General features: G+C 32.9%; 16 protein-coding genes and 1 riboswitch. Of the genes, 2 read left to right on the top strand and 14 right to left on the bottom strand.

Features of this window, described 5'->3' with window-relative positions; all coding sequences use genetic code 11:
* Positions 1–89 precede the first annotated feature (89 nt).
* Positions 90–839: a YoaK family protein gene (locus tag ACXX80_RS12900; RefSeq protein WP_458553551.1), complete on the top strand. Its 750-nt coding sequence runs from the start codon at positions 90–92 to the stop codon at positions 837–839.
* Here ACXX80_RS12900 and ACXX80_RS12905 read toward each other — a convergent pair.
* From ACXX80_RS12905 to ACXX80_RS12925, 5 genes are all read right to left on the bottom strand, one after another.
* Entirely contained in the window at positions 823–1800 is a 978-nt protein-coding gene (locus tag ACXX80_RS12905) for a YeiH family protein (protein ID WP_458553552.1), read from the bottom strand. The genes ACXX80_RS12900 and ACXX80_RS12905 overlap by 17 nt on opposite strands.
* Before the next feature lie 75 nt (positions 1801–1875).
* Entirely contained in the window at positions 1876–2772 is an 897-nt protein-coding gene (locus ACXX80_RS12910; protein ID WP_458553553.1) for a LysR family transcriptional regulator, read from the bottom strand.
* A gap of 14 nt (positions 2773–2786) precedes the next feature.
* Positions 2787–4814 carry a hypothetical protein gene (locus tag ACXX80_RS12915; RefSeq protein WP_458553554.1) on the bottom strand — a complete coding sequence of 676 codons (2028 nt, stop codon included), beginning with the start codon at positions 4812–4814 and terminating at the stop codon, positions 2787–2789.
* 101 nt (positions 4815–4915) lie between these two features.
* Positions 4916–5662, bottom strand: coding sequence for a 3-oxoacyl-[acyl-carrier-protein] reductase (gene fabG / locus ACXX80_RS12920; RefSeq protein ID WP_113633871.1), 747 nt, complete (start codon positions 5660–5662; stop codon positions 4916–4918).
* Positions 5663–5844: 182 nt separating this feature from the next.
* On the bottom strand, positions 5845–7167 hold the full coding sequence (locus tag ACXX80_RS12925; protein ID WP_458553555.1) for a Na+/H+ antiporter NhaC family protein: 1323 nt from the start codon (positions 7165–7167) through the stop codon (positions 5845–5847).
* Positions 7168–7221: 54 nt separating this feature from the next.
* Positions 7222–7318: riboswitch (SAM-I-IV-variant riboswitch) on the bottom strand.
* Between the two features lie 229 nt (positions 7319–7547).
* On the opposite strand from ACXX80_RS12925, the gene ACXX80_RS12930 reads away from it, so the two are divergent.
* Positions 7548–8732, top strand: coding sequence for a cytochrome-c peroxidase (locus ACXX80_RS12930; protein ID WP_458553556.1), 1185 nt, complete (start codon positions 7548–7550; stop codon positions 8730–8732).
* Positions 8733–8787: 55 nt separating this feature from the next.
* On the opposite strand, the gene ACXX80_RS12935 is transcribed toward ACXX80_RS12930, so the two are convergent.
* From ACXX80_RS12935 to ACXX80_RS12975, 9 genes are all read right to left on the bottom strand, one after another.
* The gene (locus ACXX80_RS12935; protein ID WP_458553557.1) at positions 8788–9210 is read right to left on the bottom strand and encodes a hypothetical protein; all 423 of its coding nucleotides are present in this window, start codon (positions 9208–9210) and stop codon (positions 8788–8790) included.
* A 217-nt stretch (positions 9211–9427) separates the two neighbouring features.
* Positions 9428–10300 carry a succinate--CoA ligase subunit alpha gene (sucD, locus tag ACXX80_RS12940; protein ID WP_035672307.1) on the bottom strand — a complete coding sequence of 291 codons (873 nt, stop codon included), beginning with the start codon at positions 10298–10300 and terminating at the stop codon, positions 9428–9430.
* A 94-nt stretch (positions 10301–10394) separates the two neighbouring features.
* Entirely contained in the window at positions 10395–10757 is a 363-nt protein-coding gene (locus ACXX80_RS12945; RefSeq protein ID WP_315209997.1) for a nuclear transport factor 2 family protein, read from the bottom strand.
* Between the two features lies 1 nt (position 10758).
* Positions 10759–11688 (bottom strand): UDP-3-O-(3-hydroxymyristoyl)glucosamine N-acyltransferase, encoded by a 930-nt coding sequence (locus ACXX80_RS12950; RefSeq protein ID WP_458553558.1) that lies wholly within the window; start codon positions 11686–11688, stop codon positions 10759–10761.
* 68 nt (positions 11689–11756) lie between these two features.
* The gene (gene efp / locus ACXX80_RS12955) at positions 11757–12323 is read right to left on the bottom strand and encodes an elongation factor P (RefSeq protein ID WP_035672298.1); all 567 of its coding nucleotides are present in this window, start codon (positions 12321–12323) and stop codon (positions 11757–11759) included.
* Positions 12324–12381: 58 nt separating this feature from the next.
* Positions 12382–13167 (bottom strand): acyl-ACP--UDP-N-acetylglucosamine O-acyltransferase, encoded by a 786-nt coding sequence (lpxA, locus tag ACXX80_RS12960; protein ID WP_282717772.1) that lies wholly within the window; start codon positions 13165–13167, stop codon positions 12382–12384.
* Positions 13168–13252: 85 nt separating this feature from the next.
* Entirely contained in the window at positions 13253–14641 is a 1389-nt protein-coding gene (locus ACXX80_RS12965; protein WP_099716333.1) for a bifunctional UDP-3-O-[3-hydroxymyristoyl] N-acetylglucosamine deacetylase/3-hydroxyacyl-ACP dehydratase, read from the bottom strand.
* Complete coding sequence (gene lpxD / locus ACXX80_RS12970) at positions 14634–15677, bottom strand: UDP-3-O-(3-hydroxymyristoyl)glucosamine N-acyltransferase (protein WP_458553559.1); 1044 nt, start codon at positions 15675–15677, stop codon at positions 14634–14636. The genes ACXX80_RS12965 and lpxD overlap by 8 nt, the downstream gene beginning before the upstream one ends.
* Before the next feature lie 40 nt (positions 15678–15717).
* The gene (locus ACXX80_RS12975) at positions 15718–16947 is read right to left on the bottom strand and encodes an HD domain-containing protein (RefSeq protein ID WP_458553560.1); all 1230 of its coding nucleotides are present in this window, start codon (positions 16945–16947) and stop codon (positions 15718–15720) included.
* Positions 16948–16955: the final 8 nt, after the last annotated feature.

Raw genomic sequence — 16955 nt, forward strand, 5'->3', positions numbered from 1 at the left:
ATTTTTTGAAGTACAAATGTATTTCTTTAAATCGTTATTAGAAAAAATTGGGTTTAAGATTCTGTTAATTAAAAAGAAAACTTACAAATATGTTTCGACATCATGGAAAAAACAGAACTTTTATTCACAATCTTCGTTTAGCCACTTTATTATCTTTTGTTGCCGGAATTGTAAATGTTACGGGAGTTTTATCGATACAAACATTGACTACAAATGTTACAGGGCATTTCGCATACTTTGCCGAAGAAATAATGAAACGAGATTATGCAGCCGCGATCACCTTTTTTGTATTCACTATTTTCTTTTTATTGGGCGCTTTTACCTCTAATTTTTTAGCAGAATTGATTTCGAAAAAACATCCAAATTTATCTCATGTTATCCCGATTTCATTAGAAATGATTGTTTTAATTAGCGTTGGGATTTTCGGAGCACAATCATCATTGTCAAGCACAGAAGGAAAATGGATTGCTTTTTCGATGCTTTTTGCCATGGGAATACAAAACTCTTTGGTAACAAAAATTTCTCAATCTACTGTTAGAACAACCCATTTAACTGGACTTTTTACTGATTTAGGAATAGAACTGTCGCAATTATTCTTTTATAAAAAACCCGATGAAAAGAAAAAATTAAAAACCAGTATTTATCTGAGATTATCGATTATCACATTCTTTTTTATTGGCTGTTTTTCAGGTGGTTTTCTTTATAATTCACTAAAAATTAAAACCCTTTTTGTTGCTGCAACCTTTTTATTGCTAGCGCTTTTGTATGATTATATTAGATTACAATTTCATGTCATCAAACGAAAAACCTTTCATCATAAAACTATTTTAGATAAATAATCGATACCAAAGTAGCAATTGCAATGAATGTCCAAAGCAAAACGCCCTGCGCAAGTGGTTTTAATCCTACTGACTTCAAGACATTTCTATTTAGTCCGGCTCCAATAAGAAACAAAGTTACTGTCAAACCTATTTTAGAAACTGAAACCAAGTGTGGCGCTACACTTGCCATTTGTGGCAGATAGGTATTGGCAATCATCGCCAAAATAAACAATCCAATAAAATAAGGAATTTTTATTTTACCTGATTTATTCTTGAAAATAAATGCCGTAATCAATGCTACCGGAATAATCCATAACGCACGGGCTAATTTTACTGTTGTGGCTATTTGCAAGGCTTCAGGGCCAAATTTACTCGCTGCTCCTACTACAGAACTCGTGTCATGAATAGCAATAGCACACCATAATCCAAACTCTTTTTGTGTTAAATCAAACCAATGACCCACAGCAGGAAATAAAAACAGCGCCACCGAATTAAGAATGAATATCACTCCTAAAGCAACTGAGGTTTGTTTTTCATTGGATTTGATTACAGGAGCAATCGCCGCAATGGCACTTCCTCCGCAAATTGCAGTTCCACAAGAAATTAAATGCGAGGTTTTTGTATCCGTTTTAAACCATTTCCCCAAAAAAGTTCCTAATACTAGAGTACTCACAATAGAAATAATAGTAAACAAAAAACCTTCTTTTCCTGCAGATACAGCACTGTGAACATTCATTCCAAATCCTAAACCAACGACTGAAAACTGCAACAGATAATTAGTGGCTTTATGATTCAACTCTAAAAAAGGATGTCCAAAAAGGTTGGCGACAATCAATCCTAATACTAAAGCAATTGGCGGCGAAACAAAAATTGTGGTGCAAAACAATAGCAATGCAACAAAAATGAGTTGCTGCAACGTGGCATTTACTTTAAAAAAAATAAAAGATTCCTTTTGAATTGATTTTTGATGCGTTTCCAATGTAAAGTTGTTGAATTATTACAGTACAAAGGTGGAACGATAAATCTATTTATGCTAATCGCAAATTATAATCCGCTATAACTTTAAATTATAATGATTATAAATGTTTTGGATAAACAAATCGGATAGCGAATCCGTTTTTCCTTGTAATGTAATAATATAAAAGAAACGTTCTATAACTAGGTCTTTAATATCTAATATCGCCAGTTCATTGTTTTGAAGTTCTTTTTTTACCGCATGAATAGATATAAAAGCCACACAATCAGAGTTCATTAAGTAGGATTTTATACTTTCAGTACTTCCTAATTGCATTTCAATTTGTAGTTCTGATAGTTTAATTTCAAATGGTTTTAACGCATGTTCAATAACTTCAAGTGTTCCTGAACCTTGTTCCCTCATTAAAAAATGCATCTTTTTAAGATCTTCCTGAGTCACTTCATCAAGACTTACTAACGGATTGGAACTCTTACAAACTAAAACCAATTCATCTTTTAAAAACTCGGTATATTTAATGGATTTATTTTTGGATTGTCCTTCTACAATACCTATTTCAATTTCCTGGTTTAGTAACACATTTTCTATTTGTTCCGTATTACCATTTAGCAAACTCACTTTTACATCTTGTAATTTTTGGTGAAAACGAGCTAAAAGTGGCGGAATTATATACTGAGAAATCGTTGTACTGGCGCCTAATCGCAACAATCCGGAACGTTGATTAATAAGCGTGCTCATATCAAAATCAATTTCTCTATATAGTTCGAAAATGTTTTTGGTATGTTTTAATAATACTTCACCTGCAGGTGTCAATGCGATTTTAGAACCATTCCTGTCAAACAGTTTGATTTTATATTGCTCTTCTAACTCTTGAATATGTTTGGAAATCGCAGGTTGCGTAATGAATAATTCGGTTGCTGCTTTTGTAAAACTCAAACGATTTGCAACGGTATAAAATACTTTCAGTCTAAAATCCATGTTGTTTAATTGTATTACAGTAATCCGTTGTATTTTCGAACAAACCATTCCGTTGCTAGCAAAATTGAAATTAAAACCAACAACCAAATCCAATCAATTAAAGGAGTTTTAGTAACAATGTTCTTCTCTATTGCTTTGTATTCCTCATTTTCTAAAAGCGTTTTAATCAACACATCAACTTGGTCTGTGAAAAAAGCTTTTCCTTGCGTTTGCGTGGCTAATTGCGTCAATTTCTCCACATCTGGATTTACAAATTGCTTTTCGATATCAAAATCAAGAATTTCAAAACTACTGGAATAAGTCGTTTTAGAATTTAATTCTTTTACTGTAAACACATAAGAACCCGCTTTCAATCCATCAAGATTGACTTTGTAGGAATTGTTTCCTTTTAATAAATCGTAATTTTTCGTTTGCCTGTTTTTTGTATTTGTTATCGCAATTGTCAAACGGGCTTTTTCATCAAACTCGTAATTTTTATTGAAAAATTGAGCGGTTATTTCAATGGCTTCACCTGAATTATAAAAACTTTCATGTTCAACCACAAGTGATTTTTTAGAATTATTAGAAGCCAGAAATTGAATAATCTTATCGATGAAAACATCATATTTTTCAAATGACTGATTGTTGACATGGGTTTGCAAACGCCATTTCCAACTATTTTCTCCTAAAAGATAAGCGGCTCGTTTCCCCTGATTTTCGGCAAAAGCCAACAAAGGTGAATTGGTATCTATAGCTCTGATTTTGGACGAAAGCAAAACAGACACCGCTCCTTTTGTAGTTATGGTTCCAAAAGCATTTTGCAAAGGCGGAAAATTTTCAAACCCGATATTGTCAGTTGCAAACAAATTAAACTGCCCATTAAAAACCGACAAATAATCTTCTTTTTGTCCGCTCATTTTAAAGTTCAAATTATCCTGCTGCTGATTCAGAAAATTAAAATCAGTGTTGTTTCCGGTAATAATAAACGTATTGATTCCGGTACCTTTATTATTATCAAAAATAGTTTTAAACTCTGTTGTCGGTTGATATAAAATCAAAACATTATAATCCTGTAATGATTTGATTTCATTTGGTTTAATAATCGTTACTTTACGCTGTACATTCGATTCAATTGCTCTTTTCATCGCACCTAAATCAGGATGATTTATAGCTGAAATAATAGCAATATTTGTTTTTTGGTCAATGACTTCAACCGCAAAATTCTTAGTGTTATTATATGTGTTTTTTTCTTTTTCTTTAGATGATATTGTAGCTTTAAAAACCTGTAATCCTATTTTATCAGCCGGTAAAAGTATGTTTATAGTTGCTGTTTTCTTAGATGGAGAAAAAGTTATTGATTGTTTACTAAATACCGATTTGCCTTGCGAAATAACAAAATCAGCTGTTACACTTTTAGTTCCTGAATACTGTAAAAAAGCTTCTACAGGAAATTTATTCTTATGAAAAGCGTACTTATTAACGTTTAGTTGATTGATTTTGAAATCTAAAAAAGTCGTTGTATCACCTACAATCACAGGATATACTTTATTTACAGCATCAAAACTATAGACATAATCATTCCCGGAAGTTTGATTTCCATCTGTAATTAAAACCGTAGGATAGATTGTGTTTTTATAAATGCTTTTTAAATTTTTGGCTACAACATCAATATTAGTTTGCGTTCCGTTAAAATCAAATGTTTCAGTAGGTTCAAAATCATCCGAAAACTGATACGATTGCACATCAAATTTTTCTTGTAAATCTGAATTTGATTGTATTCTTTTATACAGTTCTAATGCTTTTTCATTGGCATTCAAGAAAGAGATAGAACTCGAATTATCAACAACAATGGGCAAAGGCGTTTTTATCGTTTCAAGCGTATTTTTTGTTACTATTGGATTAATCAATAGCAATAAAATTCCAAAAATGGATAAAAAACGCATAAAAGCCAAAAACCAACCGACTTTCGATTTGTTTTTGGCTTTGTATATATATTGAAAAAACGACAATCCGCCAGCTATTAGTAATGAAAGAAGTAATAATAGTATCGTGTTTGTTGTCATTTATTCTTTATTAAAAGATTGAAAGATTTAATGATTAAAAAATTAATTATGTAGATCAAAAATCTTTAAATCTTTGAATTTTACAATCTTTTAATTAAATTTTAAGTAAGCATTCCCCCACAAACATTCATAACCTGTCCAGTTACATAAGCGCTCATATCGGAAGCGAAGAAAAGACACGCATTAGCAACATCTTCAGTCGTTCCGCCACGTTTCAACGGAATTCCGTCTCTCCATCCTTTTACAACATCCTCGTTTAATTTAGCCGTCATTTCTGTTTCTATAAATCCTGGAGCAATTACATTACAACGAATATTACGTGATCCTAATTCCAATGCTACAGATTTAGAAAAACCAATAACTCCCGCTTTAGAAGCTGCATAATTCGTTTGTCCAGCATTTCCTTTTACTCCTACAACTGAACTCATATTGATAATTGAACCTGAACGTTGTTTTAAGAAAGTACGTTGAATGGCTTTGGTCATATTAAAAACCGATTTCAAGTTAACATCAATTACTTGATCAAAATCGCCTTCAGACATACGCATCAAAAGGTTGTCTTTAGTAATTCCGGCATTGTTTATTAGAATATCAACCGTTCCAAATTCAGCTATAACCGCGTCTACAAGAGTTTGCGCTTCATTAAAATCGGCTGCATTCGATTGGTATCCTTTGGCTTTAATTCCAAGAGCGTTCAATTCGTTTTCCAATGCCAAAGCAGATTCTACAGATGAACTATATGTAAAGGCAACATTTGCACCGTGTTTTGCAAAAACTTCCGCAATTCCTTTTCCAATTCCACGACTCGCACCAGTAATTATGGCAACTTTTCCTTCTAGTAATTTCATATTCAAAAATTAGTTTAAATTTTATTTGGAGCTATTCCTGCTATCCGTTTCAATCTTTTATGACCGCTATCGCTTACATAAAAGGATTTTCACTACTATCAGGGCTATCTTACACTCGTCAAATATATAATAATTCCCTTTTTAAAAAAAATTCAAAAGCAATAACAGTCAAAATTCAGTTCTTAAATATTAAAGAATCGCTTTGTCCATTTATCCCAAAACGAACTGTAAATAGCCACTAATGTAAAAACTAGTAGAAATAGATGATACCAAGCATTACTAATTAAGTCAAAGAAATCTAATTTCCCGTTAGCGTAGCTCAATATAAGCAATACTTGAGCGCCATAAGGTAAAATCCCTTGAATTATACACGAAAAAATATCCAGAATTGCAGCCGTTTTTTTAGGATTTAATTCGTACTCATCATTAATTTCTTTAGCAATCGGTCCGGTAATTACAATAGAAACCGTATTATTCGCTATAGCTAAATTAGCAAAACCTACTATAGCGCCAATTCCCGCTTGAGCCGATTTTTTACTTTTAATTCTTTTTCTAATTTGAACTAATAAATACGTTATTCCACCCGCTTTATCTACCATAGCTGCTAAACCTCCAGTTAGCATTGACAATAAGAAAATATCAGTCATACTAGTAAAGCCTTCATATATCTTTTGTGTGAATTCCATCAACGTAAACGAACCACTAAAGTATCCAATAATACCAGCTAATAATGTACCAATAAGCAATGTTGAAAATACATTAACACCCACGACTGCCAATACGATTACTAAAATGTAAGGTACAATTGCAATCCAGGAAAAATCGCTTTTTGCAATGGCAACGGTCACGATATCCGAGTTTAAACCAAGATAAAAGAAAACCAGAATTGTAAAAACTGCAGCAGGAAAGGCAATGAACAAGTTAATTTTGAATTTGTCTTTTAGATCACATCCTAATGATTGCGTTGCTGCAATAGTAGTATCAGAAATCATGGAAAGATTGTCACCAAGCATAGAACCACCTAATAAAGCGCCAGATATAAGCGGTAATGAAGCACCACTTTTATCAGCTAATGCGACAGCTATTGGACCAATCGCTACAATTGCACCTACTGAAGTTCCTGTAGCAGTTGATAAAAAAGAAGCAATCAAGAAAATCCCTAACGGAAAATAGGCAACGTCGATAGTATTTATCCCAAGATTCACAACTGCGTCAACTCCGCCCATCGCTTTACTTACCACTGCGAACGCTCCAGCTAGCAAGTAAATTAAACACATGGTCATGATTTTACTTTCGCCACAACCTGCGATTAACGTTTCAACTTTATCCTCAGTTGAGGATTTGAATAATAAAAAAGCGGCGATTATACCAACTAAAACAGCTACTGGAGATGGGAAAGCATAAAAATCATTCAAAATAATTCCCGCTCCCAAAAAAGTAAAAATAAAAACAAATAAAGGAATTAAAGCAAAGGCATTCCCTTTTTCTTTAGAAAATAAAGTCATAAAAATAATTTTAAATTAAAAATTATGACGAAAAACAAAGCTAAATATGGGAATGTAAACAACATTTTTTCCAAAGGATTTGGCTTATCGTTTTAGCACCTTGCTTGTTGTTGCAGGTTGCTATCCTATTGCAGGATTCGTGATAACGGGTGCAAAAGTAATTAATATTTTACGATATATTCAAACAAACACTCAAAAAATTAAAATAACTTACAATAATTAGCAACAGGAACTTTGTAGTAAAATCAACAATTTGCTTAAAAAAAAAGAGTCGTTAAATTAAATATTATTACAAATTAAACTATTTTTGATTAACATAGTCTAATAAATATCCAAATAAAAAGTATAATTCCTAAGGTATTAACATTTATAAAATAACTATGAGCAACAAAATTTTATTATTTTTCTGTTTAATTTTAGCTTCAAGCTGTAGTAAAAATGACGACTCTAGTGATTATTTAGCTATTGATCCGTATCCAAATGTTACAGCTACATTTACTGGTAAAATAAACATAAACAAACTTGATAATTATGCTAGTCAAGCCATTCCTGCCTATATTACTAAAGATAATACTGCGGGGAATACCATTACAGATAAAGGCGCCACTTTAGGCCGCGTTTTGTTTTATGATAAAAATTTATCATCAAAAAATACCATCTCCTGCTCCTCTTGCCACATACAAGCAAATGCTTTTGGAGATGTTGCCGTGGCCAGCACAGGCATAAATGGAACCACTAGCAGGCACTCCATGCGATTAATAAATACTAGATTTTCAAATGAAAATAAATTCTTTTGGGATGAAAGAACAACAACTTTAGAAAATCAAACCACCCAACCCATTCAAGATCATATTGAAATGGGATTTAGTGGTACACTAGGTGATGGTAACTTTACCTCATTAATTACGAAACTACAAAATATTGGGTATTACAAAGAATTATTCAAGTTTACTTATGGCTCAGACGATATAACTGAAAACAAAATTCAACTGGCATTATCACAATTTGTAAGAAGTATTCAATCATTCGATGCTAAATATGATGTTGGCAGAGCACTCGTTGCGAATGATAACCAGCAGTTTCCAAATTTTACTATACAAGAAAACCAGGGTAAAAACTTATTTTTAACACCACCAGTATTTGACGCAACAGGAAATAGAACGGCTGGCGGGGTTGGTTGTGCAGGTTGTCATCAACCACCAGAATTTAGTATTGATCCTAACAGTAGAAATAATGGCGTAATAGGAATACTAAACGGAAATGGAATTGACATTACAAATACTAAATCACCCTCACTTAGAGACTTAGTAAAAGCAGATGGCAGTACCAATGGTGCTTTTATGCATACCGCTAATTTGAATACGCTTCAAAATGTTCTTGGCCATTATGGTTCAATTAACCTAGCTCCAGGAAATACAAATCTCGATCCTAGGTTGAGGCCAAATGGTTTTGGTCAACAATTAAATTTAACTGATACAGAAGTAGATGCTTTAATCGCCTTTCTAAAAACGTTAACTGGAACAAATGTCTATGTAGATTCAAAATGGTCAACTCCTTTTAAATAACAAAAAAGTCCCCAAATGTAAATTTGGGGACTTTTAATTTTTAAGTAAAATGAACTTAGAAAGCTACATTCCATTTTGGCAACCTTCCATTTTCGTCAAGGAAGTTTTGTAAAACTTGCCCTTCTACGAATGTTGGAATCACTTTAGTTTTATCATTAAATGTTTCATACCAAACCACTTCAAGTGTGCTGATATCTTCAATTTTCATTTGTGCTGGCCAAGAATATTTTCTTCCTGTTTTTGCAAATTGGTGTCCTTCAACAATTTTATCTTTCAAACCACCATTTTTAATTTTCAAAGTTCCATTATTTTGAACAGTTCCAGTAGAACCAACCATAATTAGCTCTTTTTCATCACCTATTGAATACACTAAAAACACTCCAGAACCTTCTGATGCGTTGCAAACTTCTGCTAAACTATCTTCTGTAGTAAATGAAAACTGATTGGTAACTTTGAAATTTTTTAACTCTTTGTACATATTATTTTATTTTAATTTGAATTGGCTTCGACAAAAAAATACCCCACAAAATCGTGAGGTCCATTAGAAACCATTCGTTTATGTTTATTCTTATTACAATTGAATCTGCAAAAACAGAAATATTTAATAAAGTGCAAAGATATTTCTTTAATTCAATTAATAATAAAAAAGCCCCACAAATTGTGAGGCTTCTAGAAATATTTAATAAGAGTTTAGATTAACCTAAAACTTCTTTTACTTTTTTACCAATTTCAGCTGGAGAATCTACAACGTGAATTCCACATTCTCTCATGATTTGTTTTTTAGCTTCAGCTGTATCGTCAGAACCTCCAACGATTGCACCAGCATGTCCCATTGTACGTCCTGGAGGAGCAGTAACTCCTGCGATGAAACCTACAACTGGTTTACGGTTACCATCAGCTTTAATCCAATGAGCAGCATCAGCTTCTAATTGTCCACCAATTTCACCTATCATTACGATACATTCTGTTTCTGGGTCATTCATCAATAATTCAACCGCTTCTTTTGTAGTTGTTCCAATGATTGGGTCTCCACCAATACCAATTGCAGTAGTGATTCCTAATCCTTGTTTTACAACTTGGTCAGCAGCTTCATACGTTAATGTTCCAGATTTAGAAACAATACCAACAGTTCCTTTCTTGAAAACAAAACCTGGCATAATACCAACTTTAGCTTCACCTGGAGTAATAATTCCAGGACAGTTTGGACCTATTAATCTTGCGTTTCTTTCTTTAACATAACTATTTGCTTTTATCATGTCAGCAACAGGAATTCCTTCAGTAATAGCAATAATTACTTTAATACCTGCATCTGCAGCTTCCATAATTGCATCAGCAGCAAAAGCTGGCGGAACAAAAATGATAGTTGTATCTGCACCCGCTTGTTCTACAGCATCTTTTACAGTATTGAAAACTGGTCTGTCTAAGTGAGTAGTTCCCCCTTTTCCTGGAGTTACACCACCAACAACGTTAGTACCGTACTCAATCATTTGAGAAGCATGGAAAGTTCCTTCACTTCCTGTAAAACCTTGAACAATTATTTTGGAATCTTTATTAACTAAAACACTCATGATATATTTTTTATGTAGTTTTTAAAATTGTTATGCAAAAGTATAAAATAGTAATCAGTAATCAGTATTCAGTATTCAGTTTTTTGATACTAAATTATGATAATTGACTCATTTGATACCCTCGAAATAGTTTATTGTCTTTAATTTGCCAAATAACCATAAAATGCGCCAATAACATTTCTTCTCTTGGATTCTCAATCGTTTTCACAAAATGAGAATATCGCACCGAAATGGTATCATTTTCACTTACAATATGACTAATTCTAACCTTTGAACGCACATAGGCTTTACTTAGATCATTGGACAGGCTAATTAAAGAATCATAATTCAATTGAATTAATCCTTTACTGCTATTCCATTCAACGATAACTTCAGGATGCAAAAAATCTTTTATGACTTCGCTATCAATTAGGGCATCTGATTTGTAAAACTTCTGAACGATTTCTTTAGCAGACATATTACTTTAGTTTATTAAGAATTTCTGGTATCTTCTTGATATTAGCCAGTTGTTTCAATTTTTCTCTTGATTCTTCTATTGGTGTTCCAAAATATGATTTACCACCTTCTACTGATTTTGTAACTCCGGTTTGACCAAGAATGACAGCCTTTGCTCCTATTGTGATCCCGCTGGTAGTTCCTACTTGTCCCCAAATAGTAACTTCATCTTCAATAATTACACAACCCGCAATTCCGGTTTGTGAAGCAATTAAACATTTTTTACCAATAACGGTATCATGACCTACATGAACTTGGTTGTCAATTTTTGTCCCTTCGCCAATAGTAGTATCGCCAGTAACACCTTTGTCAATCGTACAAAGCGCTCCTATTCCCACATTATCTTTGATGACAACTCTTCCACCGGAAAGTAATTGATCATATCCTTCAGAACGTTTTTTATAATAGAACGCATCTGCACCAAGAACAGTTCCTGCATGAATCATTACATTATCACCAATAACGGTAAAATCATAAATCGAAACATTTGAATGAATTAAACAATTCTTTCCAATAACTACATGATTTCCAATAAATGTATTAGGCTGTATTACAGTTCCTTCACCTATTGAAGCTGAAGTAGCTATTGAAACGTTTGAGAATTGAAATGGCTTGAAATAATTTGTCAATTTATTAAAATCTCTAAAAGGATCTTCAGAAATCAATAACGCTTTTCCATCTGGACAAGCTACATTTTTATTGATTAAAACTATTGTAGCCGCTGAATTTAAAGCTTTGTCATAATATTTAGGATGATCTACAAAGACAATATCTCCAGATTCAACAACGTGAATTTCATTCATTCCAGTCACTGGAAAATCTTTATCACCAACATATTCGCAGTCGATGATAGTAGCAATTTCTTCTAAAGTATAAACTTTTTGGAATTTCATAAATTTAATGTTCGGTTTCAATATTCAGTATCCAGCTCATTTTTAAGCTGAATACTGAACACTGTAATCTACTCTTTTACACGTTCCATGTAAGAACCTGATGCAGTATCAATTTTAATTTTATCTCCTTCATTAATAAATAAAGGGACATTTACAGTTGCACCAGTTTCAACAGTTGCTGATTTTGTTGCATTTGTAGCCGTATTTCCTTTAATTCCTGGCTCAGCATAAGTCACTTCAAGAATAACAGATGCTGGCATATCTACAGAAAGCGGTAAATCAGTCTCTGTATTGATACTTACCATTACATTTTCTCCTTCTTTCAATAAATCCGGTGAATCTAAAATATTTTTATTCAAAGTAATTTGTTCGAAAGTCTCTGTATTCATAAAATGAAATTCATCACCTTCTGGATATAAAAACTGGAATTTATGGTTTTCTACTCTAACTTCTTCGATCTTATGACCTGCAGAAAAAGTGTTGTCCAATACTTTTCCGTTAGTCAAACTTCTAAGTTTTGTTCTAACAAAAGCAGGACCCTTTCCTGGTTTTACGTGAAGAAATTCAATGATTTTGTAAATATCGTTGTTGTATTTAATACACAATCCGTTTTTAATATCTGATGTAGATGCCATTATATTGTTTGTTTTTTATTACTATTATTATTTTTTGGTAACTGAAATTACTTTATTTTTAGTAGTTCCCAGAATATCCTTTCATTACTCCTCTTGATGAATTTCTAATAAAATCAATGATTTCATCTCTTTCTGGCGTAGCTTCCATTTCTGCCTCAATAATACCCAAAGCTTGTGTGGTATTATAATTTTTTTGATACAGAATTCTGTAAATATCCTGTATTTCTCTAATTTTTTCAGTTGTAAAACCGCGTCTTCTTAATCCTACAGAATTAATTCCAACATACGACAAAGGCTCTTTTGCTGCTTTTGTAAAAGGTGGAACATCCTTTCTTACCAAAGATCCACCTGATATCATCGCGTGATCTCCAATATGAATAAATTGATGAATTGCTGCCAAACCACCGATAACCGCAAATTTTCCTACAGTTACATGACCTGCCAAAGCGACTCCGTTTACAATAATAGCATTATCACCAATGTGACAATCGTGGGCAATATGCGCTGTTGCCATTACTAAACAATTATTTCCTAAAGTAGTTTGTCCGGATGCTATTGTACCTCTATTGATAGTTACACATTCTCTAATTGTACAATTGTCTCCAATTATTGCTAAAGAATCTTCTCCACCAAATTTTAAATCCTGCGGAACCGCCGAAATAACTGCGCCTGGGAATATATTACAATTTTTTCCAATTCTTGCGCCTTCCATAATGGTAACATTCGAACCAATCCAAGTCCCGTCCCCAATAACTACATTATTGTGAATGGTTGTAAATGGTTCAATGACAACATTTTTAGCGATTTTGGCGCCTGGATGAACATAGGCTAGTGGTTGATTCATCAGCTGTTTTTTATTTTTATATTTATCAGACTAATAAAGAATGAACGGCATTTTCTCAAATACAGTATTCAATTTTAATCTAAATCTATTGTTTCTTAGCAATTTGTGCCATTAATTCTGCTTCAGCAACCAGTTTTCCATTTGCGTAAGCGTTTGCTTGCATGTGACAAATTCCTCTTCTGATAGGCGTAATTAAATCACATTTAAAAATCAAGGTATCACCAGGTAATACTTTATGTTTGAATTTAACATTATCTATTTTCATAAAATAAGTCAAATAATTTTCAGGATCCGGAACCGTACTCAATACTAGTATTCCACCTGTTTGCGCCATTGCTTCAACAATTAAAACACCAGGCATAACCGGAGCTTCAGGAAAATGTCCTACAAAGAAATTCTCATTCATTGTAACATTTTTCATACCTACTACATGAGTTTCAGACATTTCAATGATTCTGTCAATCAATAAAAACGGTGGTCTATGAGGAAGAACAGCCATAATTTTATGAATGTCCATTAAAGGTTCTTGATGTAAATCATAAACAGGAACATAATTTCTTTGTTCTATTTTTATGATTTTTGCCATTTTTTTAGCAAACTGTGTATTTACAAAATGACCTGGTTTATTAGCAATTACTTTTCCTTGAATTCTTGTTCCAATTAAAGCTAAATCACCTACTACATCAAGTAATTTGTGTCTTGCAGCTTCATTTGGATAATGCAATGTAAGGTTGTCTAAAATACCGTTTGGTTTAACCGTAATTTCGTCTTTTCCAAAAGCAACTTTTAAATTCTCCATCGTTGCCGCAGAAATTTCTTTATCGACATAAACAATAGCATTATTTAAATCACCGCCTTTTATCAAACCATTTTCTAACAATGATTCTAATTCATGTAAAAAGCTGAAAGTTCTTGACTCAGATATCTCTGTTTTAAAATCTGAAATGCTTTTCATTGTAGCGTTTTGAGTACCAAGTATTTTAGTGCCAAAATCTACCATTGCAGTAACAGAATAATGATCGTTTGGCATTACCAATATCTCACTACCAGAAGCTTCGTCTGTAAAAGAAATAACTTCTTTTACTACGTATACATTTCTTTTAGCGTTCTGTTCCTCTATTTCTGCTTTTTCAAGTGCCTCAACAAAATATTTTGAAGAACCATCCATAATAGGAAGTTCAGAAGCATTTAGTTCTATAATTACATTATCTAAATCACAACCAATCAGTGCTGCTAAAACATGCTCAGGTGTTTGAATTTTTACACCTAATTTTTCTAAATTGGTTCCTCTTTGGGTATTTACAACATAATTTGCATCTGCTTCAATAATAGGTTGTCCTTCCAGATCTACTCGAACAAAAGTAAAACCATTATTCACTGGAGCAGGTTTAAAAGTCATTTTTACTTCTTTTCCTGTGTGTAATCCAACTCCAGTTAGCGAAATTTCTGTTTTGATGGTCTTCTGTTTAACCATTGTTTCCATTTTTTTGGTTTAATATTTGTTTTTTTAATTCTTCTATTTCTGCAACAATCTTTGGCAAATTCTTGAAATGAACATATGATTTACTAAAATCATTGTATCCAAATGTAGGGCTTCCTTGCAAGATTTCATCATCTTTTATATTTCGACCTACACCAGACTGCGCTTGAATTCGAACATTATTACCAATGGTTAAATGTCCCGAGATTCCAACTTGTCCACCAATCATACCGCTTTTTCCAATTTTTGTAGAACCTGCAACTCCAGTTTGAGCTGCAATTACGGTATTCTCACCAATTTCAACATTATGGGCAATCTGAATTTGATTGTCAAGCTTCACTCCTTTTCTAATAATTGTAGATCCCATTGTAGCTCTGTCTATTGTGGTACAAGAACCTATATCAACATTATCTTCAATAATTACATTTCCTATTTGTGGAATTTTAGTGTACGTTCCATCTGGATTTGGTGCAAAACCAAAACCATCAGCACCAATAATAGCTCCAGAATGTATCGTGCAATTATTTCCAATTACGGTCTCCGAATATATTTTTGCGCCAGCGAACAATATTACATTATCGCCTAGTACCACATTATCGCCAACAAAGCAATTCGGATATATTTTTACATTTTCACCTAAAACTACATTCTGTCCCACATAACTAAAACTACCAAGATATAAATTATCTCCGTATTTTACACTTTCTGAAAGGAAAGAAGGTTGCTCTATTCCACTTTTATTCAACTTTACCTGATTATAAAACTCTAATAATTTAGAAAATGCGGCATACGCATCTTGTACTTTTATTAATGTAGTAGTCAAAGGGAATTCTGAAACAAAAGTCTCGTTAACAATTGTTACTGAGGCTTTTGTAGAATATATATAATTAAGATATTTAGGATTTGATAAAAAAGTAAGTGAACCCTCCGTACCTTCTTCGATTTTTGACAATCTAAAAACTTCCGCCATGGGATTACCAACAACTTCTCCTTCTAAAATCCCTGCTATTTGTTCTGCTGTAAATTTCATCGCGACAAAAATATAAAAAAATAGATTTTAAATAACCTTTTTATAACAGTTGTTTTGGGAAACATATATAATACTTAGTCACTAATTTAGATAACGATTTTAAATTCAGCTGGTCAGAAGATTCTATGACGTCCTCAACTGTGCTGTCTTTTTTCAAAATACGTATCGGTTCCGCTTCTTTACTATACGCTTGATTTTTTATTTTCCCTTTAAAAATAAAATAATTAGTTTCTAATAATGAAATATTGTTTTCCAATGCAAAACGCTCTTTTAGCGGCTGTAATTCTTCAATTGCTACTTTTTCACTCGTTAATTTTATTTTCAATAAATCTCGATTTACTATCATTTTACTTAAAGACGACAGAATAAAATCATCCTGTTTTTGCCAAGCTTTTAAAGCTCCAATAATATCAAAATCATCTAATTGAGCAAATAAATCTAAGGTTTCAGCATCAAAAGTGTCAATCGTAACTTTGTTTTGCATGAAAAACAATAACGGCTCACTACAAGGCAATTGCACACCTTTTAACGTTAATTCTTTGGCGCGTTTTAAGATTTTCATCAAAATTAACTCTGCCACTAAACTTGTTTTGTGCAAATACGCCTGCCAATACATCAAGCGTCTGGACATCAAAAACTTTTCGACAGAATAAATTCCTTTTTCTTCAATTACCAAATAATCGTCCACCACATTCATCATTTGAATCAGTCGTTCTGAGTTGACATTTCCTTCTGCCACGCCAGAATAAAAGCTATCGCGTTTCAAATAATCCATTCGATCCATATCCAACTGACTAGAAATCAACTGCAACATGAATTTTCTGTTGTATTCTCCTTTAAAAACCTGAATAGCCAAGCTTAACTGACCGTTGAATTCTACATTCAATTGGTTCATGAATAGTAGCGATATTTCTTCGTGATGCACATCTTCTACAATGCTTTTTTCCATAGCGTGCGAAAACGGTCCATGACCTATATCGTGCAATAAAATAGCAATATACAATGCATTTTCTTCTTCGGGAGAAATTGAAACTCCTTTGAAACGCAATACATCGACTGCTTTTTGCATTAAATGCATACAACCTAAAGCATGATGAAAACGGGTGTGATTGGCGCCAGGATATACTAAATACGACAATCCCATTTGGGAAATTCGACGCAATCTTTGAAAATAGGGATGCTGAACTAAATCGTAGATTAAGGCATTTGGAATGGTAATAAACCCATAAATGGGATCATTGAATATTTTCAGCTTATTGATTTGACTCACTATAAGTT

It is taken from the genome of Flavobacterium sp. GNP002, assembly GCF_054343795.1.

Coding starts and splice junctions, on each gene's coding strand:
- efp (WP_035672298.1), bottom strand. CDS start 12,323: ATGGCATCTACATCAGATATTAAAAACGGATTGTGTATTAAATACAAC.
- ACXX80_RS12950 (WP_458553558.1), bottom strand. CDS start 11,688: ATGAAATTCCAAAAAGTTTATACTTTAGAAGAAATTGCTACTATCATC.
- fabG (WP_113633871.1), bottom strand. CDS start 5,662: ATGAAATTACTAGAAGGAAAAGTTGCCATAATTACTGGTGCGAGTCGT.
- sucD (WP_035672307.1), bottom strand. CDS start 10,300: ATGAGTGTTTTAGTTAATAAAGATTCCAAAATAATTGTTCAAGGTTTT.
- lpxD (WP_458553559.1), bottom strand. CDS start 15,677: ATGAAATTTACAGCAGAACAAATAGCAGGGATTTTAGAAGGAGAAGTT.
- ACXX80_RS12910 (WP_458553553.1), bottom strand. CDS start 2,772: ATGGATTTTAGACTGAAAGTATTTTATACCGTTGCAAATCGTTTGAGT.
- ACXX80_RS12935 (WP_458553557.1), bottom strand. CDS start 9,210: ATGTACAAAGAGTTAAAAAATTTCAAAGTTACCAATCAGTTTTCATTT.
- ACXX80_RS12945 (WP_315209997.1), bottom strand. CDS start 10,757: ATGTCTGCTAAAGAAATCGTTCAGAAGTTTTACAAATCAGATGCCCTA.
- ACXX80_RS12930 (WP_458553556.1), top strand. CDS start 7,548: ATGAGCAACAAAATTTTATTATTTTTCTGTTTAATTTTAGCTTCAAGC.
- ACXX80_RS12915 (WP_458553554.1), bottom strand. CDS start 4,814: ATGACAACAAACACGATACTATTATTACTTCTTTCATTACTAATAGCT.
- ACXX80_RS12925 (WP_458553555.1), bottom strand. CDS start 7,167: ATGACTTTATTTTCTAAAGAAAAAGGGAATGCCTTTGCTTTAATTCCT.
- ACXX80_RS12900 (WP_458553551.1), top strand. CDS start 90: ATGTTTCGACATCATGGAAAAAACAGAACTTTTATTCACAATCTTCGT.
- ACXX80_RS12965 (WP_099716333.1), bottom strand. CDS start 14,641: ATGGTTAAACAGAAGACCATCAAAACAGAAATTTCGCTAACTGGAGTT.
- lpxA (WP_282717772.1), bottom strand. CDS start 13,167: ATGAATCAACCACTAGCCTATGTTCATCCAGGCGCCAAAATCGCTAAA.